We start from the raw sequence: 24,159 nt of genomic DNA, 5'->3' as shown, positions 1-24,159 counted from the left end.
TGCGGGAGTTTTTACGTTGTGAAAAAAGACATCACCACCCTCTACGACATGGAAAAAGAAGATTTCCAGATCCTGTTTGACTCGGCCCTGGAGCTGAAAAAACGGCAGCGCATGGGCATTTACGACGCTGTTTTGTCCGGCAGGGTCATGGGCATGATTTTTGACAAACACTCCACCCGGACCCGGGTCTCCTTTGAGGCGGCCATGACCCGGCTGGGCGGCACCGTGATCTACATGAGTTCCAGGGACATGCAGATCGCCCGGGCCGAACCGGTAAAGGACACGGCCCGGGTGCTGTCGCGCTACATTGACGCCCTGGTCATTCGCACCTATTCCCAGTCCCTGATTGAGGAGTATGCCCAATACGCGGACATTCCGGTGATCAATGCCTTGAGCGACAAGTATCACCCCTGCCAGGTGCTCAGCGACCTGCTGACCGTGATCGAGCACAAGGGCGGATACCAGGGGGTGCGTATCGCCTGGGTGGGGGACGGCAACAACGTGGCCCACTCCTGGATCGCGGCTGCCGCCGTGCTCGGCCTGGACCTGGTGCTGGGCTGCCCCGCGGACTACATGCCGGACCCCGATATTCTTGAAAATGCCCGGCAAAAGGGCAACGGTTCTGTCACTGTGGTCAATGACGCGGCCGAAGCGGTGGCCGGAGCAGACGTGATCTACACCGATGTGTGGGCCAGCATGGGCCAGGAGGAGGAGCACCGGGAGCGGCTGGCGGTGTTTGAGCCGTTCCAGGTCAATGACGCCCTGGCCGGGCTTGCGAAAAAGGATGCCATTGTGATGCACTGCCTGCCGGCCCACCGGGGTGAGGAGATCACCGAAGCGGTGCTGGAAGGGCCCCGGTCCGTTGTGTGGGACCAGGCGGAAAACAAGATGCACATGCACAAGGCCATTTTAAAGGCCCTGATTTTACGTGCATGAGAAGTCATTGCGAGCGCAGCGAAGCAATCTTGAACTTATCTGTGTCATTGCGAGCGCCAGCGAAGCAATCTTGTCCGGATGCGAAGAAGATTGCTTCGTCACTTCGCTCCTCGCAATGACGGTTAAACATAATTTTTACTTCAACAACATGGAGGTTTGCTTTGTCGGACATTAAAAAAGTGGTGCTTGCCTATTCGGGCGGGCTGGATACGTCGGTGATTTTAAAATGGCTCATCGAGACCCATGATTGCGAGGTGATCACCTTTTCCGCGGATATCGGCCAGGAAGAGGAGCTGGATTATATTGACGACAAGGCACGGGCCACCGGGGCCACCGGGGTCTACATCGACGACCTGAAAGAAGAGTTTGTAAAAGAGTACGTGTTCCCGGCGTTTCGGGCCAATGCCATTTACGAGGGCCAGTACCTGCTGGGCACCTCCCTGGCCCGGCCCCTGATCGCCAAACGGCAGATCGAGATCGCCGTGGCCGAAGGGGCCGATGCCGTAAGCCACGGCGCCACGGGCAAGGGCAACGACCAGGTGCGGTTCGAGCTGACCTATTTCGCGCTCAAGCCCGATATTCGCATCGTGGCGCCCTGGCGGGAGTGGGACCTCAAGTCCCGCACCGCGCTGATGGATTTTGCCGTAAAGCACGGCATTCCGGTGCCCACCACACCGGCCAAGCCCTACAGCACGGACCGGAACCTGCTGCACATCAGCTATGAAGGCGGCATTCTGGAAGACCCGTGGAATCCACCCTCAGACGATATGTTTACCCTTTCTGTTTCCCCCCGGCAGGCACCGGACGAGCCCGAGATCGTGGACATCGCCTTTGAACAGGGCAACCCGGTCTCCATCAACGGCCAGGCCATGAGCCCGGCCAATCTGCTGGCGGCGTTGAACAAGCTGGGTGGTAAACATGGCATCGGCCGGGCCGATATTGTTGAAAACCGGTTTGTGGGCATGAAGTCCCGGGGCGTGTACGAGACGCCGGGGGGCACCATTCTGCGGGCCGCCCACATGGCCATGGAGTCCATCACCATGGACCGGGAGGTGATGCACCTGCGGGATTCGCTGATTCCCCGGTACGCGGAGATGATCTATTACGGGTTCTGGTTTTCGCCGGAGATGAAGGTGATGCAGCAGATGATCGACCAGACCCAGGTGTATGTGTCCGGTGAGGTGCGCCTGGAACTTTACAAGGGCAACAGCCGGGTCCTGGGCCGCCGGTCGGATAACTCCCTTTACAGTGCCGACTTTGCCACTTTTGAGGACGACAGCGTTTACCACCAGAAGGACGCCGAAGGCTTCATCCGGCTCAATGCCCTGCGGCTGCGGCTGCATGCATTGCTCGGACGATAGCCCGAATATTTCATGAAATTTTTGACATTGCGAGGAGCGAAGCGTGCTCCCGTCATTGCGAGGAGCGAAGCGACGAAGCAATCTCCTTCGTTATGAACAAGATTGCTTCGCTGGCGCTCGCAATGACACGGGTATGGACAAGATTGCTTCGCTGGCGCTCGCAATGACACGGGTATGGACAAGATGCTTCGCTGGCGCTCGCAATGACACGGGTATGGACAAGATGCTTCGCTTGTGCGCAATGACACGCGGGCTGGATCGATTTCGATCCCGATGACGATCCCGATTTCGATTAAAAAAAAAGGAAAAGACCATGACGGAAAAACCATGGGGCGGGCGGTTTTCCGAGGCCACCGACAAACAGGTGGAGGCGTTTTCCGCCTCCATTGACGTGGATGCACGGCTCTACCGGTGGGACATTGAAGGCAGCATGGCCCATTGCCGCATGCTGGCCCGGCAGGGCATCATTCAAAAGAAGGAAGCCGACGCCATTGTGGCCGGACTTGCGGCCATTCAAAAGGAGATCGACGCCGGCACCTTTGTGTTTGATCCGGCCCTGGAAGATGTGCACATGAACATTGAACAGGCCCTGTTCGACCGTATCGGGCCGGCGGCCCGCAAGCTGCACACGGCCCGCAGCCGCAACGACCAGGTGGCCCTGGATGTGCGGCTGTTTCTGCGGGACCGGACCCTTTCGGTTGTGGCCGGGCTGGTGGCTCTGCGGCAGCGGATCGCGGATTTTGCCGGCGCGCATATCGACGTGATCATGCCGGGATATACCCACCTGCAGCGGGCCCAGCCCGTATTGTTCGCCCACCACCTGATGGCCTATTACGAGATGTTTTTCCGGGACACCCAGCGGTTTGCCGAGGGCCTCAAGCGGATCAACGTCCTGCCCCTGGGCAGCGCGGCCCTGGCCGGCACCCCCTATCCCATTGACCGGGCCTATACCGCCGAACTGCTGGGGTTTGACGCGGTGTCGGCCAACAGCATGGACGCGGTGTCGGACCGGGATTTTGCCATCGAGTTTACCGCTTCCGCCGCCATCTGCATGATGCATTTTTCCCGGCTGGCCGAGGAGCTGGTGCTCTGGTCCTCGTCGGAGTTCGGTTTTGTTGAGCTTTCCGACGCGGTTTCCACGGGCAGCAGCATCATGCCCCAGAAAAAAAACCCCGACGTGCCGGAGCTGGTCCGGGGCAAGACCGGCCGGGTGTTCGGCGACCTGATGGGCCTGCTGACCCTGATGAAATCCCTGCCCCTGTGCTACAACCGGGACATGCAGGAGGACAAACACCTTCTGTTTGACGCGGCTGATACCCTGTCCGCCTGCCTGCCGGTCTGCACCGCACTGTTCGACAACATGAAGGTAAACAACGAGGCCATGGCGCAGGCCGCGGCCCGGGGCTACCTGAACGCCACGGACATGGCTGACTACCTGGTGGGCAAGGGCGTGGCCTTCCGGGACGCTCATGCCTGCGTGGGCAAGGCCGTGGCCGCAGCCATCGCAAAAGGCAGGGAGCTGCACGAGCTGACCCTGAAAGAGCTGAAAACTTTTTCCGCTGCCGTTGAAGCCGATCTGTTTGACGTGCTGGCCCCGGAAAAGGTGATTGAACGGCGACAGGCGTTCGGCGGTACGGCCAAAAAAACGGTGCGGGCCGCCATTGCAGCGGCCCGGCGGCAGATAAAAAAGGAAAGAAAAACCTATGGCCTGTAACCGTCATCCCGCTGTCATTGCAATAATGGCCGCCCTGCTTCTGGCAATGCTGGCTTCGGCCTGCGGCCGGAAGGCCATGCCGATTGCCCCGGGCCTGGCCGTGCCGCCCCGGGTGACCGACCTTTCCGCGCAACAGGCGGGGGATACGGTGAATCTTTCCTGGAGCGTTGCGGCCGGGGTCCCGGTAGAGGTCTTTCACATTTTTCGTGACCGGCAGCCCCTGGTAAACAATCCCTGCCCGTCCTGTCCCCCTGATTTTAAACCGGCGGGCCGGGTATCGGTCGAGGCCCGGGACGGGGCGGTTACGGGCCGGTACAGCGAAAAGATCGAAAGCGGGTATCGGTATACCTACTATGTGACCGGTTATAACGGGGGCGCGGCCGGTCCGCCGTCCAACCACCTGGTGATTATTCATGAATGAGGCATGCGCGGCCCTGAAGACGGTTGGAACCGGCAAGACCCCAGCCGTGGCCCATGTGGTTTACATCTCCATGGGGTCCAACCTGGGCAGCCGGTCCGCCAACTGTGCCATGGCCGTGGACCTGCTGGATGCCACCGACGGCATTCGGGTGACCGGCCGGTCAAAGCTTTTTTCCACCGAGCCGGTGGACTACACTGACCAGCAGTGGTTTGTCAACGGCATGGTCCGGGTGGAGACCCTGCTCTCCCCGCCGGAATTGCTGGCCCGGCTCAAGGAGATCGAGCGGCTGGTGGGCCGGACCGCGTCGACCATACGGTTCGGCCCCCGGGTCCTGGACCTGGATATCGTGCTGTTTGACGACATGGTGATGGCGGCCGAGAACCTGGTGATTCCCCATCCCAGAATGCACCGGCGGCGGTTTGTTTTGGCTCCGTTTTGTGATATAGACCCGGAAGTTGTTCACCCGGTCCTCAAAAAGAGCATGCGGGAACTGTATGACGGCCTGGGCCCGGATGGACAGGCCGTGCTGGAGTATGCCCAATGATCGTGCGACTCCTGATGCTGGCCGGTATTGTGTACCTGTTTTTCGCGGTCCGGAGCCTGTTTCGGCGGAGCAGCGGACGGATTCACGGGGCCGCCGGAGAACCGGTGGACGGCGGGCCGGCCCGTATCGACGATGTCATGGTCCAGGACCCGGTGTGCGGCGTGTACGTGCCCCGGCAAACGGCCCTGCACGTCCGGCACAAGGGAAACGATATCTATTTCTGCGGAGAAGCGTGCAAAGACGCGTTTTTTTCGCGCCATCCATAACCATTTATTAACAGGCTGGACCACGGAGGAGCATATGAAATTTTTTATCGATACGGCAAACATCGACGAGATCAAAGAGGCCGTCAAAATGGGCATGGCCGACGGCGTCACCACCAACCCGTCGCTGATCGCAAAGGAGAGCGGGGATTTTGAAACCATTATCAAAAACATCTGCGACGTGGTGGACGGTCCGGTCAGCGCCGAGGTGATCAGCCTGAAAACAGCCGGCATGGTCAAGGAGGCCAAACAGCTGGCGACCCTTCACGAGAACATCGTGATCAAGATTCCCATGACCGTGGACGGGCTCAAGGCGGTGCGCATGCTGGCCGACCAGGGTATCCGGACCAACGTGACCCTGGTCTTTTCGCCGCTTCAGGCCCTGATGGCGGCCAAGGCCGGGGCCACCTACGTCAGCCCCTTTGTGGGCCGGCTGGACGACCTGGCCTCCGACGGCATGGTGCTGGTGGAGCAGATCATCGACATTTACGATAACTATGCCATTGACACCGAGATCATCGTGGCCAGCATTCGCAACCCGCTGCACGTGCTGGACGCGGCCCTGATGGGGGCCGACGTGGCCACCATCCCGTTCGGCGTTCTCAAGAAACTGGCGGCCCATCCCCTGACCGACCGGGGGATCGACGCGTTCCTCAACGACTGGAAAAAGGCCAAAAAATAGACCGGACACCGCCGGGCCGGTATTTCCGGCCCGTTGGCATGAAACACAGGAAAAGACGGTATGAACATCTCTTCAATAGGCGGCATGCTGACCAACCCCAACGTGCTCACCGCGTCCCGGATCGCGGCCACACCGGTGATTGTCGTGCTGCTCATGCTGCCGTCCAACCGGGTGACCGCTTTTCTGGCGGCCCTTGTTTTCTCGGCGGCCGCCATCACCGACTACTTTGACGGATTTCTGGCGCGCAAATACGGGCAGGTCTCCAACCTGGGCAAGGCCATGGATCCCCTGGCCGACAAGTTTCTGGTGTCGGCGGCGTTTATTATGCTGGCCGCCGCCGGCCGGGTGCCGGGGTGGGTGGCCTGCATTATTGTTATTCGGGAGATCGGCATCACCGGCCTGCGCAATGTGATGGTAGGCGCGGGCCAGGACATATCGGCCTCCCGGCTGGGCAAGTTCAAAACAGGGTTCCAGATCGCCGCCATCATTCCGTTGCTGCTTCACTACCCGTATTTCGGCATTGATCTGCACCTGCTGGGAACATGGCTGCTGTGGGTGGCGGTGGTGCTTACCGTCTGGTCGGGCGCCGACTATGTAATCAAGGCCCGACCTTTTTTACAATGAACCTGTACAACAGGCAGGATATAACGTATTATAAATAGTTGAATATGTTCTTGAGAAAGGCCGATGCGCCGTGCCACGAATGCCGGTGCAGGGCCGGTTTACCGGTCATTAATTTAAGAAGACAGGCAGCATGAGAAACGTTACTCCCCGACGGGTCACCTTTTTTGTGACAAGCAGCACCGGGGCCCCGGTACGCCAGCTTACCGTTTCAAAACGGACGCTGTGGATTGCGGGTGTTGCCGCCTTTGTTTGCCTGATCGGCGCCGTGGCACTTCTTGCGGACTACAGCCACCTTCGCCGGACCGCCCTCAAGGTCCGGCACCTGTCAAAGATGGTGGCCGACCAGGACGCGGAACTCTCCCGCCAGGAGGCCCGGATTCAGGATTTTGTATCCCAGGTCAATGAGTTGAAGTCCCGGCTGGTGGTGCTTCACCAGTTTGAACAGAAGATTCGGGTGATCGCCAACATGGAAAACGACGCGGAGGGCGGCAACCTGTTCGGCGTGGGCGGCGCCATTCCCGACGAGATCGGGCCGGCCGCTGCCCTGGAGGAGAGCCGGGGTACCATGCTGCGGGAGATGCACGCCCAGCTCAACGTGCTGGACACGGCCTTTTCCATGCAGAAGGACAATTTTTCCTCCCTGCTGGACTACCTTGAGGACAAGCGGAAGCTTTTGGCTTCCACCCCGGCCATTCGGCCCATCAACGGCGGGTGGATCACATCGCGTTTTGAGTACCGGAAATCGCCTTTCACGGGCCGCCGTGAGTTTCACCAGGGCCTGGATATCGCCGCCCGCATGGGCACGCCGGTGGTGGCCACGGCGGACGGTGTGGTCCTTTTCAGCGGCAGAAAAGGCTCCCTGGGCAATGCCGTGATGATCGACCACGGCAACGGCGTGATTACGCGGTATGGTCACCTTAGCGAGTGTTTCAAGAAGCGGGGGGAAACCGTTTCCCGGGAAGACGTGGTCGGTGCTGTCGGCAATACCGGTATTTCCACCGGGCCCCATCTTCACTACGAGGTCCGGATCAACGGCGTGGCAGTGAATCCGGAAAAATATATTCTCAACTGACAGCCGTTGTTTTACTGTAATGGTATTATCCCTTCATTCATACCGGCTCCAGGCGCGGTTTGCAGCTCCTGTAGTGTGCCGGTTGTTTTTTTGCCCGGTTTTCGGCATGCGGTAAAAAGCAGGCAGTAAGAAAAGGAGAACGATTTTATGCAGTTCTGGGAGACAGCCGAAAAGCTTTCAGAAAAGGTGTTTGGCGGTGTCAGCAATATGCTGCTCTCCGTGTTCGGCAGTCAGAACGAACGGGTGCTCAAGCGGCTCTATCCGGTGGTGGATCAGATCAACGCCCTGGAAGAGACCATGAAGGCCAAGAGCGACGAAGCGCTGAAACAGCAGACCGCTGTTTTCAAACAGCGGTTTCAGGAAGGCGAGTCCCTGGATGACCTGTTGCCCGAGGCTTTTGCCACGGTGCGGGAAGCGTCCGTGCGGTCCCTGGGCATGCGCCATTTTGACGTGCAGCTGATCGGCGGTATGGTGCTGCACCAGGGCAAGATCGCGGAGATGAAAACCGGTGAAGGCAAGACCCTGGCGGCCACGCTTCCCGTGTACCTGAACGCTCTCACCGGCCGTGGGGTTCACGTGGTCACGGTGAACGACTACCTGGCATCCCGGGACGCCCAGTGGATGGGAACCATTTACACGTTTCTCGGCCTGTCGGTGGGCGTGATTGTTCACGGCATGGACGACGCGGAACGCAAGGCGGCCTACGGGGCCGACATTACCTACGGCACCAACAACGAGTTCGGCTTCGACTACCTGCGGGACAACATGAAGTTCTACAGCGATTCGCTGGTGCAGCGGGACCTTCATTACGCCATCGTGGACGAGGTGGACAGTATTCTCATCGACGAGGCCCGGACCCCGCTGATCATTTCCGGCCCGGCGGAAAAGTCCACCACCCTTTACTACCAGGCCAATACCGTTATTCCCGCCCTCAAGGAAGAAGACGATTATACAATTGATGAAAAGGCCCGGTCCGTGACCCTGACCGAGGCCGGCGTGGCAAAAGCGGAAAAGGCCATGGGTGTGGACAACCTTTACGCGCCGGAAAATGTTGAAAGCCTTCATCACGTAAACCAGGCCTTAAAGGCCCACACGCTGTTCAAGCGGGACGTGGATTACATTATCACCGACGAAAAAGAGGTGGTGATTGTTGATGAGTTCACCGGCCGCCTGATGCCGGGTCGCCGGTTCAGCGAGGGGCTTCACCAGGCACTGGAGGCCAAAGAGGGGGTTCGCATCGAAAACGAGAACCAGACCCTGGCCACCATCACTTTTCAGAACTACTTCCGCATGTACGACAAGCTGGCCGGCATGACCGGCACGGCCGACACCGAGGCCGAGGAGTTTGCCAAGATCTACAGGCTGAGCGTGGTGGTGATTCCCACCAACATGCCCATGGTGCGAACCGATTTTGCGGATGTAATTTACAAGACCCGGGCGGAAAAATTCGAGGCGGTGTTAGACGAGATCGCCGCCCTTCATGAAAAGGGCCAGCCCGTTCTGGTGGGCACGGTTTCGATTGACGTGTCCGAACTGCTCAGCAAGAAACTTCAGAAGCGGGGCATTCGCCATTCGGTGCTCAACGCCAAGCGGCACCGGCAGGAGGCCGAGATCGTGGCCGCCGCCGGACAGAAGGGGGCCGTGACCATTTCCACCAACATGGCCGGCCGCGGCACTGACATCGTGCTGGGCGAAGGGGTCCGGGAACTGGACGGACTCCACATCCTGGGCACGGAACGCCACGAGAGCCGGCGCATCGACAACCAGTTGCGGGGCCGTTCCGGCCGGCAGGGGGATCCGGGCAGCTCCCGCTTCTATCTTTCCCTGGAAGACGACCTGCTGCGGATTTTCGGCGGGGACCGGATGAAGCGGATCATGGAGACCCTGGGCATGAAGGACGGGGACCCCATTGAGCACGGCATGATCACCCGGGCCATTGAAAACGCCCAGAAGAAGGTGGAGGGCCACAATTTTGAAATCCGCAAGCACCTGATCGAGTACGACGACGTGATGAACGAACAACGGACCGTGATCTACGAACAGCGCCGCAGGGCCCTTCGCAAGGAGGATCTCAAGGAGCCTGTTCTGGACATGATCGCGGACAAGGCCGACGAGATCGCGGCCCGGTACGCCGATAAAAACGCCCTGCCCGACGAGTGGGACCTGGACGGCCTCAACGAGGCCCTGTACAAGCAGTTCAACATGCGCCTGGCCTTTGACGAGGCGTCACTGGAGGGGCTGGATGCCGAGGCCCTGGCCTCCCGTGTTTATGAGTCGGCGGTCCGGCATTATGAGAACAAGGAAAAAGCCATCGGCGCCCCGGACATGCGGGAACTGGAGCGGATTTTTCTGCTGCAGACCGTGGACGCCCTGTGGAAGGACCACCTGCTCTCCATGGACCATCTGAAGGAGGGCATCGGGCTGAGGGGGTACGCCCAGCAGAATCCGCTGATCATTTATAAAAAAGAGGCCTTCTCCATGTTTCAGGAGATGATCGAACGGATCAAAGAGGAGACCCTTTCCATTCTGTTCCGCATTCAGATTCAAACACCGGATACCGTGGAAAAGCTGATGCAGCCCGAGGAGCAGGATTTTACCCTTTCCCGGGGCGGTGATGAAGATGAACGAAAAAAGGCGCCGGTCAAGCGGGACGATGACAAGATCGGCAGAAATTCGCCGTGTCCCTGCGGCAGCGGCAAGAAGTACAAGAAGTGCTGCGGCGCCTGACCCGTGAAATATCCGGGCCTGACCCGGACTTGATTTTTGTGGCAAACACCGCTATCATAAAACACACGAAAAAAGCCACTGCCGGCGGCGCCAAACGGGCGGCCGGCCGGCCGGCAATCTGAAGTGATCCGGATCACCACGTTCTGCAATGCCGACAACCCGTGCCCGGGTGTGTGTGGCGCCAACCCGGATATTTTATGAATTTTTGGGGTTAAGCAGGTCGTTTTCACTCATCTTATGACAATGGAGCAGCAGGCGTATGGCCGGCCGTGATTCTGGCATTCAGACAGGACGTTTACAGAAAACCGGTACGCGGGTGAAACCGCCGTCCCTTTACAAGGTCCTGCTTCACAACGACGATTACACAACCATGGAGTTTGTGGTGGAGATCCTGCGGCACATTTTCCGTAAATCGCTTGAGGACGCCACCACCATCATGCTCAACGTTCACAGAAACGGCGTCGGCTGCTGCGGGTTGTTTACCTACGAGATCGCTGAAACCAAGATCGACCTGGTGCATGGCTATGCCCGGGAACGGGGATTTCCCCTGCAGTGTAGCATGGAAAGGGAATAGTCCGGATAATTCATAAAATTTTTTGGCATGTTTGAATGCTTATATTCGATTAAAATGTTTTAATAAAATCAGGACATTTTTTAAAATACAAACAGTCCTGGGGGTAAGGTTTTTTATGTCACCATTATGCCGAAGAATTTTACCCTTCGGGCGAGCCGCCTTGGCCGCACCTGCTGTGTTGCGGCATACTCACAGTAGACCGGCTACAGCTTCGCATGCCGCGCCTTGCGTCTGCGGCCAAATCAACTCGTGAAATATCCGGAGTAGACGTCATGATCAGCAAGGAACTCAGCGCCACCCTCGGCTTTGCCGTGAGCGAGGCAAAAAAACACCGTCATGAATTCGTGTGCCTGGAGCATATCCTGTATGCGATTCTGCACGAGGCCACCGGCGTCGAGATCATCTACGGGTGCGGCGGCAATGTGGATGCGTTGAAGGAGGCGCTTCAGGATTTCTTCCGGCACAAGATCGACCGGGTGTCCGAGGAAGATGAATACGTGCTGCAGCAGACCATCGGGTTTCAGCGGGTCATTCAACGGGCCGTGAACCACGCGCGGTCGGCGGAAAAGGAAAAGGTGGCCGTGGGCGATATTCTGGCGGCCCTTTTTGAGGAGAAGTCCTCCCACGCGGTCTATTTTCTGGAGTCCGAAGGGGTCACCCGGCTGGAGGTGCTGAAGTATATCTCCCATGGAACCGATGACGGGACGCTTTCGCCGGATGTGGAAGAGGGCACAAGGACCGGCCGGCCGGAAAAGAAAAAGGTCACCGACCCCCTGGAGGTATTCACCGTTGAACTGGTCCGGCGGGCCGCCGAAGGCAAGCTTGATCCGGTGATCGGCCGGGAGATGGAGCTGCGGCGGGCCATACAGGTGCTCTGCCGGCGGCGCAAGAATAACCCGGTGTTTGTGGGAGAGCCGGGCGTGGGCAAAACCGCCATTGCCGAGGGGCTGGCCCAGAAGATTTCCGATGGGGATGTGCCGGATATGCTGGCCGACACCCGGATTTACTCGCTGGACCTGGGATCCCTGCTGGCCGGCACCAAGTTCCGGGGCGATTTTGAGCAGCGGCTGAAGAAGGTGGTGCTGGCCCTTCAGAAACAGCCCGGCGCGATTCTGTTCATCGACGAGATTCATACCATCGTGGGCGCCGGCGCCACCAGCAGCGGGTCCATGGATGCCTCCAACATTCTCAAGCCGGTGCTGGCCACCGGTGACATTCGCTGCATCGGTTCCACCACCTACGAGGAGTACACCAACCATTTTGCCAAGGACCGTGCCCTGTCCCGCCGGTTTGAAAAGATCGAGATCGGCGAACCGTCGGTGCCCGCCTGCGTAAAGATTCTTCGGGGGTTAAAGTCCCGTTACGAGGAGCACCATCATATCACCTTCACCGATGCCGCCATTAAGAGCGCGGCGGACCTTTCCGCCCGGTACCTGAATGACCGGTACCTGCCGGACAAGGCCATTGACGTGATTGACGAAGCCGGGGCCGCCATTCGCCTCTCCGGCGGGGCTCACCGGACCAAAGTCCATTCCACGGACATTGAAAAGATCGTGTCCGACATGGCCCGTGTGCCGGTGCGCAGCGTGTCGAAAAATGACCGGCAGCGGCTGGAGGGCCTGGAACGGGAGCTGAAACAGGTGGTTTTCGGCCAGGACGAGGCCATCGCGTTTCTGACCACCGCCATCAAGCGGAGCCGGGCCGGGCTGGGCAAGCCGGAAAAGCCCATCGGTTCTTTTCTGTTTACCGGTCCCACAGGCGTGGGCAAGACCGAAATCGCCCGGCAGATGGCGGCGATTCTGGGCGTGGCGTTTATTCGGTTTGACATGAGCGAATACATGGAAAAACACGCCGTGGCCCGGCTGATCGGCGCGCCCCCCGGCTATGTGGGGTTTGACCAGGCCGGCCTGCTCACCGACCGGATTCGCAAGCATCCTTACAGCGTGCTCCTGCTTGATGAAATCGAGAAGGCCCACGCCGATGTTTACAATATTTTGCTTCAGGTGATGGATCATGCCACCCTTACCGACAACAACGGCAAGGAGGCCGATTTTAGAAACGTGATCCTGATCATGACCTCCAACGTGGGGTCCCGGGAGATCAGCAGCCAGGCCATCGGCTTTTCCGGCGACACCGGCAGTCCGGCGGGCCGGGGGAAAAAGGCGGTGGAAAATTTCTTCTCACCGGAGTTTCGCAATCGGCTGGACGGCGTCATCGGGTTCAACCGGCTGGCGCCGGCGATCATGGAAAAAGTGGTGGACAAGTTTGTCGGCCAGCTGGCGGCCCAGCTGGAAGCGCGCCGGATCACCCTTGCCATGGATGCCGATGCCCGGCAGTGGCTGGCCCGGCACGGGCATGACCCGGCATATGGCGCGCGTCCCCTGGAGCGGCTCATTCAGGCGGCGATCATGGACGTGCTGGCCGACGAGATCCTGTTCGGCCGCCTTGAAAAGGGAGGGGCCGTGCGTGTGGGGGTTGCGGGCGAAGAACTCTCTTTTGCCTATGATTCGCCGGATTCCCTTCACTGAGCCCCATACGGTTCAACGTATGTCTGTATTCTTTCTAGACGGAGCCGCAGAAGCTTTCCCCCCGGCGCGCCTTGCCGATGCAAACGGCCTGCTGGCCGTGGGGGGAGATCTTTGCGTCGAACGCCTGCTGGCCGCCTACCGGGCGGGCATCTTTCCATGGTATGCCGAAGGAGACCCCATTCTGTGGTGGTCCCCGGATCCCCGGCTGGTGCTGTTCCCCGGCGACCTCAGAATATCCCGGCGCCTGGGGCGGGTGCTTCGCAAAAAACCCTTTCAGGTGACCATGGACGCGGCGTTTGAACAGGTGGTTCGCGCCTGCGCGGCGGCGCCCCGACGGTCCGGCCCCGGCACCTGGATCGTGGACGAGATGATCGACGCCTACTGCCGTCTGCACAGGGCCGGATATGCCCACTCCGTTGAGGCGTGGCAGGAGGGCGAGCTCGCCGGCGGGCTTTACGGGGTTTCCCTGGGCCGCTGCTTTTTCGGAGAGTCCATGTTTACCCGGACCAGCAACGCGTCCAAGGCGGCGTTGGTGAGGCTTGTGCAGTTTCTTTCGGATCGCGGCTTTGACATGATCGACTGCCAGATGACCACGGCTCATCTGGTGGGGTTTGGCGCCGTGGAGATCAGCCGGAAACTGTTTTTAAAGCGGCTGGCGGCGGCCCTGATGGCGCCGACCCTGACCGGAAACTGGCGGCTGGAAACGGTGGGCCCCGGTTTTCATAATGTTTTAGCGTCCCGTACCGACCGGGCGGCGACATATTCACATCAGGGGGAAATATGATCAGACAGGTGGAGAGAAAGTTTTACCTAAAGGAGTTCAAGGCGATCAGCCGGGCCATTTCCAATTATGAAGACCTGAACCTGCTGTTTACCCATATCGTGGAAGGGCTCTGCCGGACCTTTTCTCTCAAGGGGTGCTGCATCATGCTGTTTGACGAGCGGGAGAAGCAGCTTTTCCGGGTGGCCAGCCACGGCCTGAGCGACGCCTACACCGGCAAGGGGCCGGTGGTCATGGATGAGAAGTATTCGGCCTTTTTTACCAAGGAGCCGGTTTATATTGAAGACATGCAGGCCAGCCCCCTGATGCACTACCCCGAGGCGGCCCGACAGGAAGGCATCAAGTCCATGCTGTCGGTGCCCATTCTGTACCGGAAAAATGTGGTGGGCCTGCTGCGGATGTATACGGACCAGGTGCAGGAGTATCACGAGGAGGATGTGGATTCCATTTCTACCCTTGCCCTTCAGCTGGCCGTGGTGCTGGAGAAAAACGGGCTGAAGAATTTTCTTGATGGGGTCAAGACGGTTCTGGGCAACATTCCGCCCCGGTTGCTGAAAGGGCTGTGCTGATCAATGAAGGCCGGGCGAAGGGTGGTGAATGACACCTCCGATTTCTTTTCCATTGAGATCGGCGATGAACTGGTGGTAGACGGCAGACGCTTCGAGATTCTCGGCCATGCCAAGGAGCTCCGGTTCGGCATTGAGGATCCCAAGTTCTGGGTCAAGCGGGCCATAGACCTGGACACCGGTGAGCGCAAGATTATCAAGCTGGCCTATTTTGAGTCCTTTGAGGCGGCCCTGGGCGGGGTCCGGATACGCTGTTTCCGGGACCCGGAAAAAGAGGGGGCCGTGCTGAACCTGACCAGGGGGCACCCCTTCTTCATGCGGGGGGATGTGTTTCATGATCACAAGGGCAACAACATCCGGGTGCTTGACATCGTGCACGGCCCCACGTTTCTGGAGTATATCGGGTCGTTTCGAATGCCCTATGAAACCTATTTCCATGACCATCTGCCCGGCATTCTGGAAAACCTGGTCAAGGCGTTTGAAGGCATCGGCATGCTTCACGCCAACGGCCTGAAGCACGGCGACATTCGCAACGACCACCTGATCGTTGAAAACGGTACCGGCAATTTTGTCTGGATCGATTTTGATTATGATTTCGCGGCCACGGAAAACCCGTTCGGGCTGGATATCTTCGGCCTGGGCAACATTCTGTGTTATGCCGTGGGCAAGGGGTTTCATACCTATTACGACATCAAAAACGACCGGTACACGTACAAGGACCTGGCGGACCACCTGGATGCCGACGACTTTTCGCTGCTGGATCCGCGCCGGTTTATCAACATGGCCAAGCTTCACCCGTTGATTCCGGAGATGTTAAACGGCATCCTGATGTTTTTTTCACGGGGGGCCACCATTTACTATGAAACAGTGGATGAGATCCTTGAGGACCTGCGCTGGTTTTTGAACAATCTGCCCCGCTGAGCCGATATGAGGTGAAAACCCCGGGTGCAAACCCGGGTTCAGAAAGATACAGGAGGTGAGCCATTGATTTCCATACTTTTCGCGGTCAATGATTCGGTTAGTTCCAGAGCGGCGGTGGACTATCTGGCCAATCTGCCTTTTCGCCCGGAGGATGTGCGGATTCGGCTGGCGCATGTGTTCCGCAAGCCATCCTCCAGCGAGGAGCTGATGGGCAAAAAGTTCATGGCCGAACAGGTGAACCGGTACCAGACCATGCTGGACGAGGCAAGAGAACGGCTGGTGCAGGGTGGTTTTCTGCCGGATCATGTGGATACCGAACTGGTGACCGATCCCTATGACACCATCGGCGACGGTATTATGGACCTGTTTAAAAAGGGAACCTACAACATGGTGGTGATCGGCCGGAAACGGATGTCCAAGGCCGAGGAGTTCGTGCTGGGGGATCCCAGCGTCAAGCTGGTGCGTTCTCTGGAGGGGGTGGCCATTGTTGTCATCCGGTCATGACGGCGTGGCAAAAAGTCCAATTTCTGCGTGGTAGATCCCTGGTTGTTTATCGAAATCGCTATCGGGATCGGTATCGGTATCGAATTGTCTTTACGGTAGTTCCCTCAAAGAATATTTCCCTTATCCTGCTTATCCATGTACTTTTCTTGGCGGCAAGAAAAGTACCAAAAGAACCGGCCCGTGCAGCTTGGCCTTCGGTTTCCCTCGCGCAAACGCTTTTTTCGGCGCGGGCAGGAACTCGCCCGCTTCGCGGTGCTCAAACAGCCTGCCCGCTTTTTTCCGAAAAAAGCATTTGCGCTCGGCTGCGCTGCAATGGGCGGGGCCTGTCATTGATGTTTCGACAGCGAAAGTCGTTGGTCAATCTGTCAATAACAACCACCGTGAACCCACGACCCCTTGAATCCTTGAACTTTTTGCACCCACTAAATCGGAGGTGAATATCCTGACTTTTTACGATGACATCAAGTCACGTGGGTCTCTGCGTCTTTGCGGTGAGGCTTAATACTCTGAAGGGGCGCTTATTTTTCCGCGGCAGCTTTATCGGTCAGCACGAATATCGCGTCATCAATGGTCACGTTGGTCCAGTATCGCCGGATTTTCAGGGAGGCGGTATCGCCGGTATCGGCTGTAAAGATCATTCTGTGGGGAACGGCAAATCCGTTTACCGGCTGAATCTCTTCCAGTACGATGCGATAGCTGACCTGCCTGCCGAAATCGGTGAACATGATGATTTCATCGGGCAGCAGGGCCTCTTTTGCTGAAAAGCGAATCCGCTGGACCTCTCCCCGCCATCCGTTCTTCAGGCGCAGTTCACGGCGGCCCGCCTCGCCGGTTACCAGCTCCACGGCGTCGTGGGGCCGGATCGGCACCCGGCCGGCCAGCAGCAGCAGAATCTCATCGGTTGTGATGGGAATGCCGATCAGTTTTTTCAGGTTCAGATGTTTCTGCCGAAATGTGTGAAAGGTGCTGTTCTCGGCGTGGGGCAGCCAGTAGGCACGGTCGCCGTCCGTGGCAAGAGACAGAAAGGGGTTTCCTGAAAAGGCCATCAACTCGAACCGCATGCGGTCCGGAATACTGCACATCCAGGCAAGCCGGAAGGCGGCGGGCCCGGTGGCGGCGGTGGCAAGGGAGATGTCGCCCAGGCCCTTGAAGGTTTCCAGCCGGCGGTTGTGCCCCGCCACCCGTTCAAGCAGCAGCAGGGCTTCCGGATCGGACCTGTCCGGTCGTGAAAGCAGCGACGCGCACCCCAACGTGAGCAGGACGGCCGCCAGCAGGAGGGCCGGCAGGAAGCGGAATCTCATGGCAGCTCTTTTTGCAGGGCCTCAATCTTGGCCTTTATTCCCGTTGTGTCCTTTTCCTGGTTGGCCAGGCTGCGCCGGTACATCTCCAGGGCCTTTTCCGTGTTTCCCTGTTCCCGGTAGGCGTCCCCCAGGTGCTCCAGCAGCACCGGGTCGTCGGGCACCAGGCTTACCGCTGCCTCCAGGTAGTAAACGGCCTTCTCGACATTTCCCTTTTTGAAATAGACCCACCCCAGGCTGTCGGTGATATAGCCGTCATCGGGTTGAAGGGCCAGTGCCTTTTCAATGAGGGCCTGGGCCTGGTCAAGGTTCTCCCCCTTTTCCGCGTAGGTGTATCCCAGGTAGTTCAGGGCACCGGCGTTGTCCGGGTCTTTTTCGATCACTTTTTCCATCTGGGTGATCAGGGCCTCTTTGCGGTCGGTTTTATCGTAGACCACGCCCAGGCGAAAGAGCAGTTCCACATGGTCCGGATTTATGGCAAGGCCCCGTTCAAACAGATCTTCCGCCTTCCCGTATTCTTCCTCCTCTTCGTAGAGCACCCCCAGCCGGAGCAGGTGGTCGACATCGTCGGGTTCGTCGGTGATGCGGGCGGCAAGGATCTCTATGGCCTGACCGGTATTTCCCATGCTCTGGTGGAGCAGGGCCATGTGAAACCGGGCATTGTCGTAGAACCGGCTTTTGGGGCGGACCTTTGCGAGAAATCGAATAGCCGCTTCTTTATTTTCCCGCTGGTCCTGCACCATGCCCATCAGATAGTTCAAGGCCGAGCTGTCCGGGGCGCCGGTCAGCATGCCGTTGACCAGGATCTCGGCCTCCGGGTATTTCCCCCGGTCGATATAGTACTGAAACAGGGGCTGGAGCACGCCCGGGGTTTCATCACTTTTGGGCCCCAGGGGCTTTAGTATCTTCAGGGCCGCGTCGACGTCTCCGGCTGCATGGTGGTGAAGGGCCAGGCCAAAGGCGGCCCGGTAATTGTCCGGGTTATCACGCAGCAGGTCGGTATACAGGTCGATAACCTGCCGCCGGTTGTGCGCGGAGCCTTCCTGTGGCGGCATTTGAAGGGTCTGGCCCACGTTCAGCCGGTCCATGTCGGTGATGGAAGGGTTTGCTGCGGCAATACGGTCCAGCAGGCGCCGGGAGCAGTTGCCGTAGACCTGGCGGCAGAGGGAAAACAGGGTGTCCCCGGACGTTACCGTTACCGTGACGGGCCCGGTGGGCGGCGTCTGCCGTTCGTACAGGTCCAGGAGGGCAAACCGCGGGCTTAAGGCTTCCGGGTTGAGCCGGATGGCTGTTTTGTAGCTTTTCTCCGCTTCTTTTGCAAGGCCCATCTCTTTGCGGGTGTTGCCCAGGAAGAAATGGCCGTCCCATAGGTCTGGAAAATGCCGGGTCATTTTTTCGTAAACGCCAGCGGCCGATTCCATCTGCCCCTGTTCCGTGTAAAGGTTGCCCAGCACAAGATAGAGGCCTTCCTGGTCGGGGTCGTTTTCAAGGGCCTGCTCGTAAAGGCGGGCCGCGCCCTGGAGGTCGCCCTGATGGTGCAGGATACCGGCCAGCAGGATCTGTCCGTCCACATCGTCGGGATGGACCGCCAGCAGCTGTTCAACCGTCTGCCGTGCCCGGTCGTTCTCCTTTTTCATCAAAAAGAGAATGGCCAGCTCTCTTTTCAGGTAGGCCGAGTCCGGGTCCGCGGCCACGGCCCTGGTCATCCAGGCAGTGGCCGAATCCAGGCTCCCTTTCTCTTTTTCAATCTGGGCCTGGGTGAAAAGATAGTAACTGTTGGCCGACGGGGTGCGGGCCGGTTTTGCCGGACCGCCCTTTTGCAGGGTGGTGACCGGCGCCGGGCATCCGGCGGTCAGCAGGAAGGTTAAAGCAGCGGCGATGAAAAGATGTCGGATCATATGTCAGTGCGTATCCGTGGTGTATTGATCAAAATCGGGAATCTTTTCCTTGAAAAAATCCCGCATCTTCTTGATGATATTGACTTCAAGCTGGCGAACCCGCTCCCTTGAAATCGCGTAACGCTCGCCAATATCCTGAAGAGTCATGGGCTGGTCTGTATAGATTCTTGTTTTAAATATATCGCGCTCCCTGGGTGTCAGTGTTTTTTTGAATTCCACCAGGTGCTCCCCCACCAGCTGCCGCAGGGCCTTGTCTCCTACCTGCTCGTCGACGGGCTGGGTGTTGTTAATGTCCAGCAGATCGCCTTTCTGCGTGTCTGAATCGTGGCTCACCGGCTCGTCCAGGGAGAGGTCCCACATGTCCAGGCGCTGCTCCATGTTGATTACTTCCTTCTGGGGAACGCCCAGCCGCTCGGCCAGGAGTTTCGGCCGGGGCTCGAATCCCTGGTCGATGAGGGCCTGTTTCTCTTTTTTCAGCCTGAAAAAAAGCTTGCGCTGGTTCTGGGTGGTGCCGATTTTGACCAAGCGCCAGTTGTCCATCACAAACTTGAGAATGTAGGCTTTGATCCAGAAGGAGGCATAATAGGAAAACTTGACGTTCTTGTAGGGATCAAACTTCTGCACCGCGTGCATCAGGCCGATGTTGCCTTCCTGAATGAGGTCCAGCAGGTTCTGCATCCACACACGCTGGAACTCCAGGGCGATTTTGACCACCAGCCGCAGGTTGGAGGTGGCCAGAATATAGGCGGCTTCCTCGTCGCCCTCTTCCTGGACGCGTTTGCCCAGCTCGATCTCCTGCTCCCGGGTCAGCAGATTGTACCTTGAGACCTCTTTCAGGTAACGCTGCAGCGGATCGTACTTGACCAGGCTTTTGCCGGCCCCGGAAACAGGCACCAGCGCCTTTGCGGTTTTTGATGCCGGGCCGGCCTTGCGGGCCGGTTTTGCGGAAGCTGATGATTTGTCGGTCATATTCGTTATTACCGGCCGGTGCGCGCACGGCCTGTTTTTGTTTTCGGGGTGTACGGAGAATGTCTTTCCGGCCGGTGGCTTGCGTTTCAGGTACTGCGTGACCGGCCGTGCATTTGCAGCAGGGCGACCTTTGTGAAATACCGGATTTCTTATTCCAATAAACGATGTTACCCGATTATCCTACCTTAATTCAGGCCGGCGTACAAGGAGTTTTCCGGGGTAAATTTGTTGATGGACACGGGGGGTGTGGTATGATAGGAACACGCTTTAACCCGAACATTTCATGAAAATTTTCGACATGGATGGATGCTCGTACCAAACACAAGCGGTTAGAATAAAATTCAGATGGTTTTTGAAAATACAGACTGTCATGAGCGGCTTGAGGTATTTTATATCAATTGTATGTCGGAAATTTTCACCCTTCGGGCGAGTTGCCTTGATCCCGCCATGGGCGGGACTGTGTTGCGGGACATTCGCGGTAGATTGACTACAGCTTTATGCCCCGCGTCTTGCATCTGCGGCCAAATCAACCCGTGAAATATCCGGGTTACCCGCGCCTGTAGCTCAGCTGGATAGAGCAACGGACTTCTAATCCGTAGGCCAGGGGTTCGAATCCCTTCAGGCGCGCCACATACACATCGGGGTTTTCGGGACTGTCGAAAACCCTTTTTTTGTTGCCGGCAGGTAATTGGGACGACGGCTGGCATCAGGGACAAAAAAGTGGTAGAGTCCTCACCAGTGGTGTGCCGGCGCTTACGACACGGTGTGGCGGAAGGAAAAAGGAGACAATCAAAAGATGGACGGCCCGACCAGGGTACTGCTGATCAAGCCCTATACAAATGTTCGGCCCGCCATCGTTGATGTGCCCATCGGCCCCCTGTACCTGCTCTCCTATCTGCGGCATCATCTTGCCGGCGCCGTGGATACGAAATTTATCGACCTGCGCCTCTCCCGGCATCGCCGGGCCGAACTGGTCTCCATGCTGACCGGTTTTTCTCCACAGGTGGTGGGCATCAGCCTGCTGACCTTTAACCGCGCGTTTCTGGATACCTATCTTCCCGTGATCCGTGCCCATGCGCCCGGCGCCCTTATCGTTGTGGGCGGCCCCTATGCCACCTACCATTATGCCGATATTCTGGACCGGCACCGGGAGGTGGATGTAGCGGTTATCGGCGAGGGCGAGCGGGTTTTTTTAAATCTCGTGCGAACCGTGATTGAGGAGGGGGATGTTCAGTCGGTAAAGGGTATTGCCTGCCGGGGAGCCGACGCCGTGGCGTGCAATGAAAGAGAGCCCTATATCGAAGATCTGGATGCCGTTCCTTTCCCCGATTATGAGGCGATCGACATTCGGCGCTACTGGGGAAACCACCCGGAGATGAACGGCGTGCTGGCAAAAAAGGCCTACACCCATATCATCAGCTCCCGTGCCTGCCCCTATCACTGTGTCTACTGTCACAACATTTTTGGCAAGAAAGTCCGCAAGCGGTCGCCTGAAAATTTTGTGGTCGAGATCGAACTGCTCTACCATCAATACGGGGTCCGGGAGTTTCAGATCATCGACGATATTTTCAATATCGACCGGCCCCGCATGCACGACATTCTGCGCCGCATTATGTCCAGTGGCATGAAGATCAAAATCGCCTTTCCCAACGGGCTTCGCGGCGACCTGCTTACCCATGAGGACATTGATCTGCTTCAGGCGGCCGGTGCCTACATGATCACCCTGGCCATTGAGACGGCCTCGGTCCGCATGCAGAAAATTATTCGAAAACATCTCGATATTCCCAGGGTGATGGACAACATCGCCTATGCTGCCAGCCGGGGACTGATCGTCAAGGGGTATTTCATGATTGGTTTTCCCGGAGAAACCGTGGAAGAGATGAAGCAGACCATTGACCTGGCGGTGAAATCAAAGCTGGACCTGGCCCATTTTTTCACGGTGATTCCCTTTGAAGGCACCGAGCTGGCTGAGATGGCCCGCGCCCTTTATCCCGACGTCGGCCGGGAGGTGGCCACCCATTACCTGCCGGCCCGGCCCTTTTACCAGGAGGCCACGGGGTACAACCTGAACCGGCTCCAGAAAACCGCCTATCTGCGGTTTTACGGATCGCTTCGAACGGTCCGGACCTTTTTAAAAATACCCAGAAAACTTCATCGTCTTCAGCGGTGGGCCGCCTTTGCCCTGGACGTGTTCCGCGCGTAGCCGAGTTACGGCCGCCGGTCCTTTCCGGCCCGGTGGAGGGCCAGTTTTTGCCGGATTTCGGCAATGGCCCGGTCGGTTTTGGACTCCTGAACCCCCCGGACCAGGTTCCGGAGTGTGCGAAATCCCCGGGAGGGATGCAGCAGAAACGATAAACCGTAAAACTGAAGAATGCCCAGCCACTTGAGCAGCAGCAGTTGGCGGTTCGAAAACAGGGGGTTCCACGAGGTGGCATGGGTCAGGGCCGTGGCGTCGGCCATCTTCAGGCAGTAATCATCGTTGATCGCAAGTTGTCCTTTTTTACGCAGCTCATCAAATATGGCGGTACCGGGAAGGGGCAGAAAGGTTGAGACGGCGATTTCATGCACCCCCTTGATTGCCAGACGCCGAATGCTTCTGAAGGTCATGCGGACATCGGAAAGGGCTTCGCCAGGATACCCGATAATGAAAAGCACGCAGACCTTCATGCCCGATGAGAGCCCGGCGGTCAACCCGGCCTCGAACCGGTGAATGTCGATTTTTTTGTTCATGGCCTTTCGCACGGCCGGGCTGCCGCTTTCCAGGGCAAACTGAATCCGGGTATGACCTGATGCCACCAGAAGGGCGGCCATCTGTTGGTCAATCACCTCGGCCCGCACCCCTGCCGGAGCCTGCCAGGCCACTTTCAGGCCCCTGTCGATGATTTCTTGACACAGGGCACGGGTCCAGGGCTTACTGAGAAACGGGCTGATGTCGAAAAACTGAAATTCCCTTGTGCCGAACCGTTTTGCATAGTCTTCCATTTCATCCACGATATCGGCAGGCTCCCGTTTTTTCCAGCAGTGGCCCCACATGTTGGGCGCGGCGCAGAACCGGCATTTAAAAGGACACCCCCTGGAACCGATCATGGGCATGGTAGGGCCGGTGGCGGCCCCTTCGTATATCCGGTAAACATGGGGGGATACCCTGTGCCAGGCCGGCCGGGGCAGACGGCTTAAATTCCGTATACGGGGCCGGCGGCGGGTTTCGATGATTCGGCCGGTGGTGCGGTCCAGAAAGGCGACACCCGGAACGCTGTCCAGGGGAAGCCCCTCTTCAACGGCCTGGACCACGCCGGCCATGGTTTCTTCCCCTTCACCCATAATACACAGATCCAGGGGCGACTGGGCCAGACAGATGTCGGCCATGGCGGTGGCGTGTTCTCCGCCGGCAACCAGGTACGCGTGGGGAAAGGCCCGCCTGACGGCGGCAATCAGTTCCCGGACAAGGGGCCAGGCGTGGGTGAACAGGCAGGAAAATCCGATGATCCGGGAGCGGGAAGGGATTCGGCTGATAATGGATTCAAAGGAGAGCCCCTGCACAAAAAACCCCGGGGCCGGTTCATATGCCACGAACCGGTCAATCGCCTGCCCGATGGCGTCATTGATGTGTACGTTGTGGTCCTGCTGCTCAAGAAACGACGCGATGCAGGCCAGGCCAAGGGGCGGGTGGCTGAGGGTGGAGTAGTTGTACCGGGCCACCAGGGCCGGGGGATTGATCAGGGTAATAATCAAAAGTCCGAGTCTTTTTATGGAGCAGGGTTATGGAAAATGTTTGC

The 24,159-nt window shown here is 58.3% G+C and carries 21 protein-coding genes and 1 tRNA gene; 18 read left to right on the top strand and 4 right to left on the bottom strand.

All coding sequences use genetic code 11. The features are described 5' to 3' along the window. The first annotated feature begins 18 nt into the window (after nucleotides 1–18). The 16 genes from argF to DOLE_RS12715 all read left to right on the top strand — a co-directional run bounded on the left by argF (nucleotide 19) and on the right by DOLE_RS12715 (nucleotide 16,218). On the top strand, nucleotides 19–936 hold the full coding sequence (gene argF, locus DOLE_RS12790; protein ID WP_012175908.1) for an ornithine carbamoyltransferase: 918 nt from the start codon (nucleotides 19–21) through the stop codon (nucleotides 934–936). Nucleotides 937–1,097: 161 nt separating this feature from the next. After that, nucleotides 1,098–2,297, top strand: a complete 1,200-nt coding sequence (locus DOLE_RS12785) for an argininosuccinate synthase (RefSeq protein WP_012175907.1) — start codon at nucleotides 1,098–1,100, stop codon at nucleotides 2,295–2,297. Between the two features lie 313 nt (nucleotides 2,298–2,610). Next, a complete protein-coding gene (gene argH / locus DOLE_RS12780; protein WP_012175906.1) occupies nucleotides 2,611–4,011 on the top strand; it encodes an argininosuccinate lyase in 1,401 nt (466 codons plus the stop codon). After that, nucleotides 4,001–4,432, top strand: coding sequence for a hypothetical protein (locus DOLE_RS12775; RefSeq protein WP_012175905.1), 432 nt, complete (start codon nucleotides 4,001–4,003; stop codon nucleotides 4,430–4,432). The genes argH and DOLE_RS12775 overlap by 11 nt, the downstream gene beginning before the upstream one ends. Beyond that, entirely contained in the window at nucleotides 4,425–4,976 is a 552-nt protein-coding gene (gene folK / locus DOLE_RS12770) for a 2-amino-4-hydroxy-6-hydroxymethyldihydropteridine diphosphokinase (RefSeq protein WP_012175904.1), read from the top strand. Before DOLE_RS12775 ends, folK begins: the two co-directional genes overlap by 8 nt. Further along, nucleotides 4,973–5,242 (top strand): YHS domain-containing protein, encoded by a 270-nt coding sequence (locus DOLE_RS12765; protein WP_012175903.1) that lies wholly within the window; start codon nucleotides 4,973–4,975, stop codon nucleotides 5,240–5,242. The genes folK and DOLE_RS12765 overlap by 4 nt, the downstream gene beginning before the upstream one ends. Nucleotides 5,243–5,276: 34 nt before the next feature. After that, on the top strand, nucleotides 5,277–5,921 hold the full coding sequence (fsa, locus tag DOLE_RS12760; RefSeq protein ID WP_012175902.1) for a fructose-6-phosphate aldolase: 645 nt from the start codon (nucleotides 5,277–5,279) through the stop codon (nucleotides 5,919–5,921). A gap of 60 nt (nucleotides 5,922–5,981) precedes the next feature. Next, the gene (pgsA, locus tag DOLE_RS12755) at nucleotides 5,982–6,545 is read left to right on the top strand and encodes a CDP-diacylglycerol--glycerol-3-phosphate 3-phosphatidyltransferase (protein WP_012175901.1); all 564 of its coding nucleotides are present in this window, start codon (nucleotides 5,982–5,984) and stop codon (nucleotides 6,543–6,545) included. Nucleotides 6,546–6,675: 130 nt separating this feature from the next. After that, the gene (locus tag DOLE_RS12750; RefSeq protein WP_012175900.1) at nucleotides 6,676–7,617 is read left to right on the top strand and encodes a M23 family metallopeptidase; all 942 of its coding nucleotides are present in this window, start codon (nucleotides 6,676–6,678) and stop codon (nucleotides 7,615–7,617) included. A 147-nt stretch (nucleotides 7,618–7,764) separates the two neighbouring features. Continuing rightward, a complete protein-coding gene (gene secA, locus DOLE_RS12745) occupies nucleotides 7,765–10,344 on the top strand; it encodes a preprotein translocase subunit SecA (RefSeq protein WP_012175899.1) in 2,580 nt (859 codons plus the stop codon). A 259-nt stretch (nucleotides 10,345–10,603) separates the two neighbouring features. Continuing rightward, on the top strand, nucleotides 10,604–10,918 hold the full coding sequence (gene clpS, locus DOLE_RS12740; protein ID WP_012175898.1) for an ATP-dependent Clp protease adapter ClpS: 315 nt from the start codon (nucleotides 10,604–10,606) through the stop codon (nucleotides 10,916–10,918). 272 nt (nucleotides 10,919–11,190) lie between these two features. After that, complete coding sequence (gene clpA / locus DOLE_RS12735) at nucleotides 11,191–13,446, top strand: ATP-dependent Clp protease ATP-binding subunit ClpA (RefSeq protein ID WP_012175897.1); 2,256 nt, start codon at nucleotides 11,191–11,193, stop codon at nucleotides 13,444–13,446. Nucleotides 13,447–13,465: 19 nt separating this feature from the next. Further along, nucleotides 13,466–14,230, top strand: a complete 765-nt coding sequence (gene aat / locus DOLE_RS12730; protein WP_083766613.1) for a leucyl/phenylalanyl-tRNA--protein transferase — start codon at nucleotides 13,466–13,468, stop codon at nucleotides 14,228–14,230. Continuing rightward, nucleotides 14,227–14,796: a GAF domain-containing protein gene (locus DOLE_RS12725; RefSeq protein WP_012175895.1), complete on the top strand. Its 570-nt coding sequence runs from the start codon at nucleotides 14,227–14,229 to the stop codon at nucleotides 14,794–14,796. The genes aat and DOLE_RS12725 overlap by 4 nt, the downstream gene beginning before the upstream one ends. 24 nt (nucleotides 14,797–14,820) lie before the next feature. Further along, on the top strand, nucleotides 14,821–15,714 hold the full coding sequence (locus tag DOLE_RS12720; RefSeq protein WP_232362708.1) for a protein kinase: 894 nt from the start codon (nucleotides 14,821–14,823) through the stop codon (nucleotides 15,712–15,714). 63 nt (nucleotides 15,715–15,777) lie between these two features. Beyond that, nucleotides 15,778–16,218, top strand: coding sequence for a universal stress protein (locus tag DOLE_RS12715; protein ID WP_167320882.1), 441 nt, complete (start codon nucleotides 15,778–15,780; stop codon nucleotides 16,216–16,218). Nucleotides 16,219–16,736: 518 nt separating this feature from the next. Here DOLE_RS12715 and DOLE_RS12705 read toward each other — a convergent pair. The 3 genes from DOLE_RS12705 to DOLE_RS12695 are packed head-to-tail and all read right to left on the bottom strand — an operon-like array spanning nucleotide 16,737 to nucleotide 20,383. Further along, nucleotides 16,737–17,519 (bottom strand): hypothetical protein, encoded by a 783-nt coding sequence (locus tag DOLE_RS12705; protein WP_012175892.1) that lies wholly within the window; start codon nucleotides 17,517–17,519, stop codon nucleotides 16,737–16,739. After that, the gene (locus tag DOLE_RS12700; RefSeq protein ID WP_012175891.1) at nucleotides 17,516–19,414 is read right to left on the bottom strand and encodes a tetratricopeptide repeat protein; all 1,899 of its coding nucleotides are present in this window, start codon (nucleotides 19,412–19,414) and stop codon (nucleotides 17,516–17,518) included. The genes DOLE_RS12705 and DOLE_RS12700 overlap by 4 nt, the downstream gene beginning before the upstream one ends. A gap of 3 nt (nucleotides 19,415–19,417) precedes the next feature. Next, a complete protein-coding gene (locus DOLE_RS12695) occupies nucleotides 19,418–20,383 on the bottom strand; it encodes a sigma-70 family RNA polymerase sigma factor (RefSeq protein ID WP_012175890.1) in 966 nt (321 codons plus the stop codon). A 553-nt stretch (nucleotides 20,384–20,936) separates the two neighbouring features. Between DOLE_RS12695 and DOLE_RS12690 the strand changes: the two genes are divergently transcribed. Both DOLE_RS12690 and DOLE_RS12685 read left to right on the top strand, forming a co-directional pair. Continuing rightward, nucleotides 20,937–21,013 (top strand) — tRNA-Arg (locus DOLE_RS12690). A 166-nt stretch (nucleotides 21,014–21,179) separates the two neighbouring features. Continuing rightward, a complete protein-coding gene (locus DOLE_RS12685; protein WP_012175889.1) occupies nucleotides 21,180–22,586 on the top strand; it encodes a B12-binding domain-containing radical SAM protein in 1,407 nt (468 codons plus the stop codon). A gap of 5 nt (nucleotides 22,587–22,591) precedes the next feature. On the opposite strand, the gene DOLE_RS12680 is transcribed toward DOLE_RS12685, so the two are convergent. Next, the gene (locus DOLE_RS12680; RefSeq protein ID WP_012175888.1) at nucleotides 22,592–24,115 is read right to left on the bottom strand and encodes a B12-binding domain-containing radical SAM protein; all 1,524 of its coding nucleotides are present in this window, start codon (nucleotides 24,113–24,115) and stop codon (nucleotides 22,592–22,594) included. Nucleotides 24,116–24,159: the final 44 nt, after the last annotated feature.

Source organism: Desulfosudis oleivorans Hxd3, from assembly GCF_000018405.1.
GTDB classification, from domain to species: Bacteria; Desulfobacterota; Desulfobacteria; order Desulfobacterales; family Desulfosudaceae; genus Desulfosudis; species Desulfosudis oleivorans.
Note: the sequence above shows the minus strand (reverse complement) of the source record. Positions and strands in the feature narration are given on the sequence as shown.

Bases quoted from the DNA above. Each gene is read 5' to 3' on its own strand.
- argH (WP_012175906.1), top strand. From the start codon at position 2,611: ATGACGGAAAAACCATGGGGCGGGCGGTTTTCCGAGGCCACCGACAAA.
- DOLE_RS12775 (WP_012175905.1), top strand. From the start codon at position 4,001: ATGGCCTGTAACCGTCATCCCGCTGTCATTGCAATAATGGCCGCCCTG.
- folK (WP_012175904.1), top strand. From the start codon at position 4,425: ATGAATGAGGCATGCGCGGCCCTGAAGACGGTTGGAACCGGCAAGACC.
- DOLE_RS12685 (WP_012175889.1), top strand. From the start codon at position 21,180: ATGGACGGCCCGACCAGGGTACTGCTGATCAAGCCCTATACAAATGTT.
- DOLE_RS12695 (WP_012175890.1), bottom strand. From the start codon at position 20,383: ATGACCGACAAATCATCAGCTTCCGCAAAACCGGCCCGCAAGGCCGGC.
- DOLE_RS12700 (WP_012175891.1), bottom strand. From the start codon at position 19,414: ATGATCCGACATCTTTTCATCGCCGCTGCTTTAACCTTCCTGCTGACC.
- pgsA (WP_012175901.1), top strand. From the start codon at position 5,982: ATGAACATCTCTTCAATAGGCGGCATGCTGACCAACCCCAACGTGCTC.
- DOLE_RS12725 (WP_012175895.1), top strand. From the start codon at position 14,227: ATGATCAGACAGGTGGAGAGAAAGTTTTACCTAAAGGAGTTCAAGGCG.
- clpS (WP_012175898.1), top strand. From the start codon at position 10,604: ATGGCCGGCCGTGATTCTGGCATTCAGACAGGACGTTTACAGAAAACC.
- DOLE_RS12750 (WP_012175900.1), top strand. From the start codon at position 6,676: ATGAGAAACGTTACTCCCCGACGGGTCACCTTTTTTGTGACAAGCAGC.
- DOLE_RS12705 (WP_012175892.1), bottom strand. From the start codon at position 17,519: ATGAGATTCCGCTTCCTGCCGGCCCTCCTGCTGGCGGCCGTCCTGCTC.
- secA (WP_012175899.1), top strand. From the start codon at position 7,765: ATGCAGTTCTGGGAGACAGCCGAAAAGCTTTCAGAAAAGGTGTTTGGC.
- fsa (WP_012175902.1), top strand. From the start codon at position 5,277: ATGAAATTTTTTATCGATACGGCAAACATCGACGAGATCAAAGAGGCC.
- clpA (WP_012175897.1), top strand. From the start codon at position 11,191: ATGATCAGCAAGGAACTCAGCGCCACCCTCGGCTTTGCCGTGAGCGAG.
- DOLE_RS12765 (WP_012175903.1), top strand. From the start codon at position 4,973: ATGATCGTGCGACTCCTGATGCTGGCCGGTATTGTGTACCTGTTTTTC.
- aat (WP_083766613.1), top strand. From the start codon at position 13,466: ATGTCTGTATTCTTTCTAGACGGAGCCGCAGAAGCTTTCCCCCCGGCG.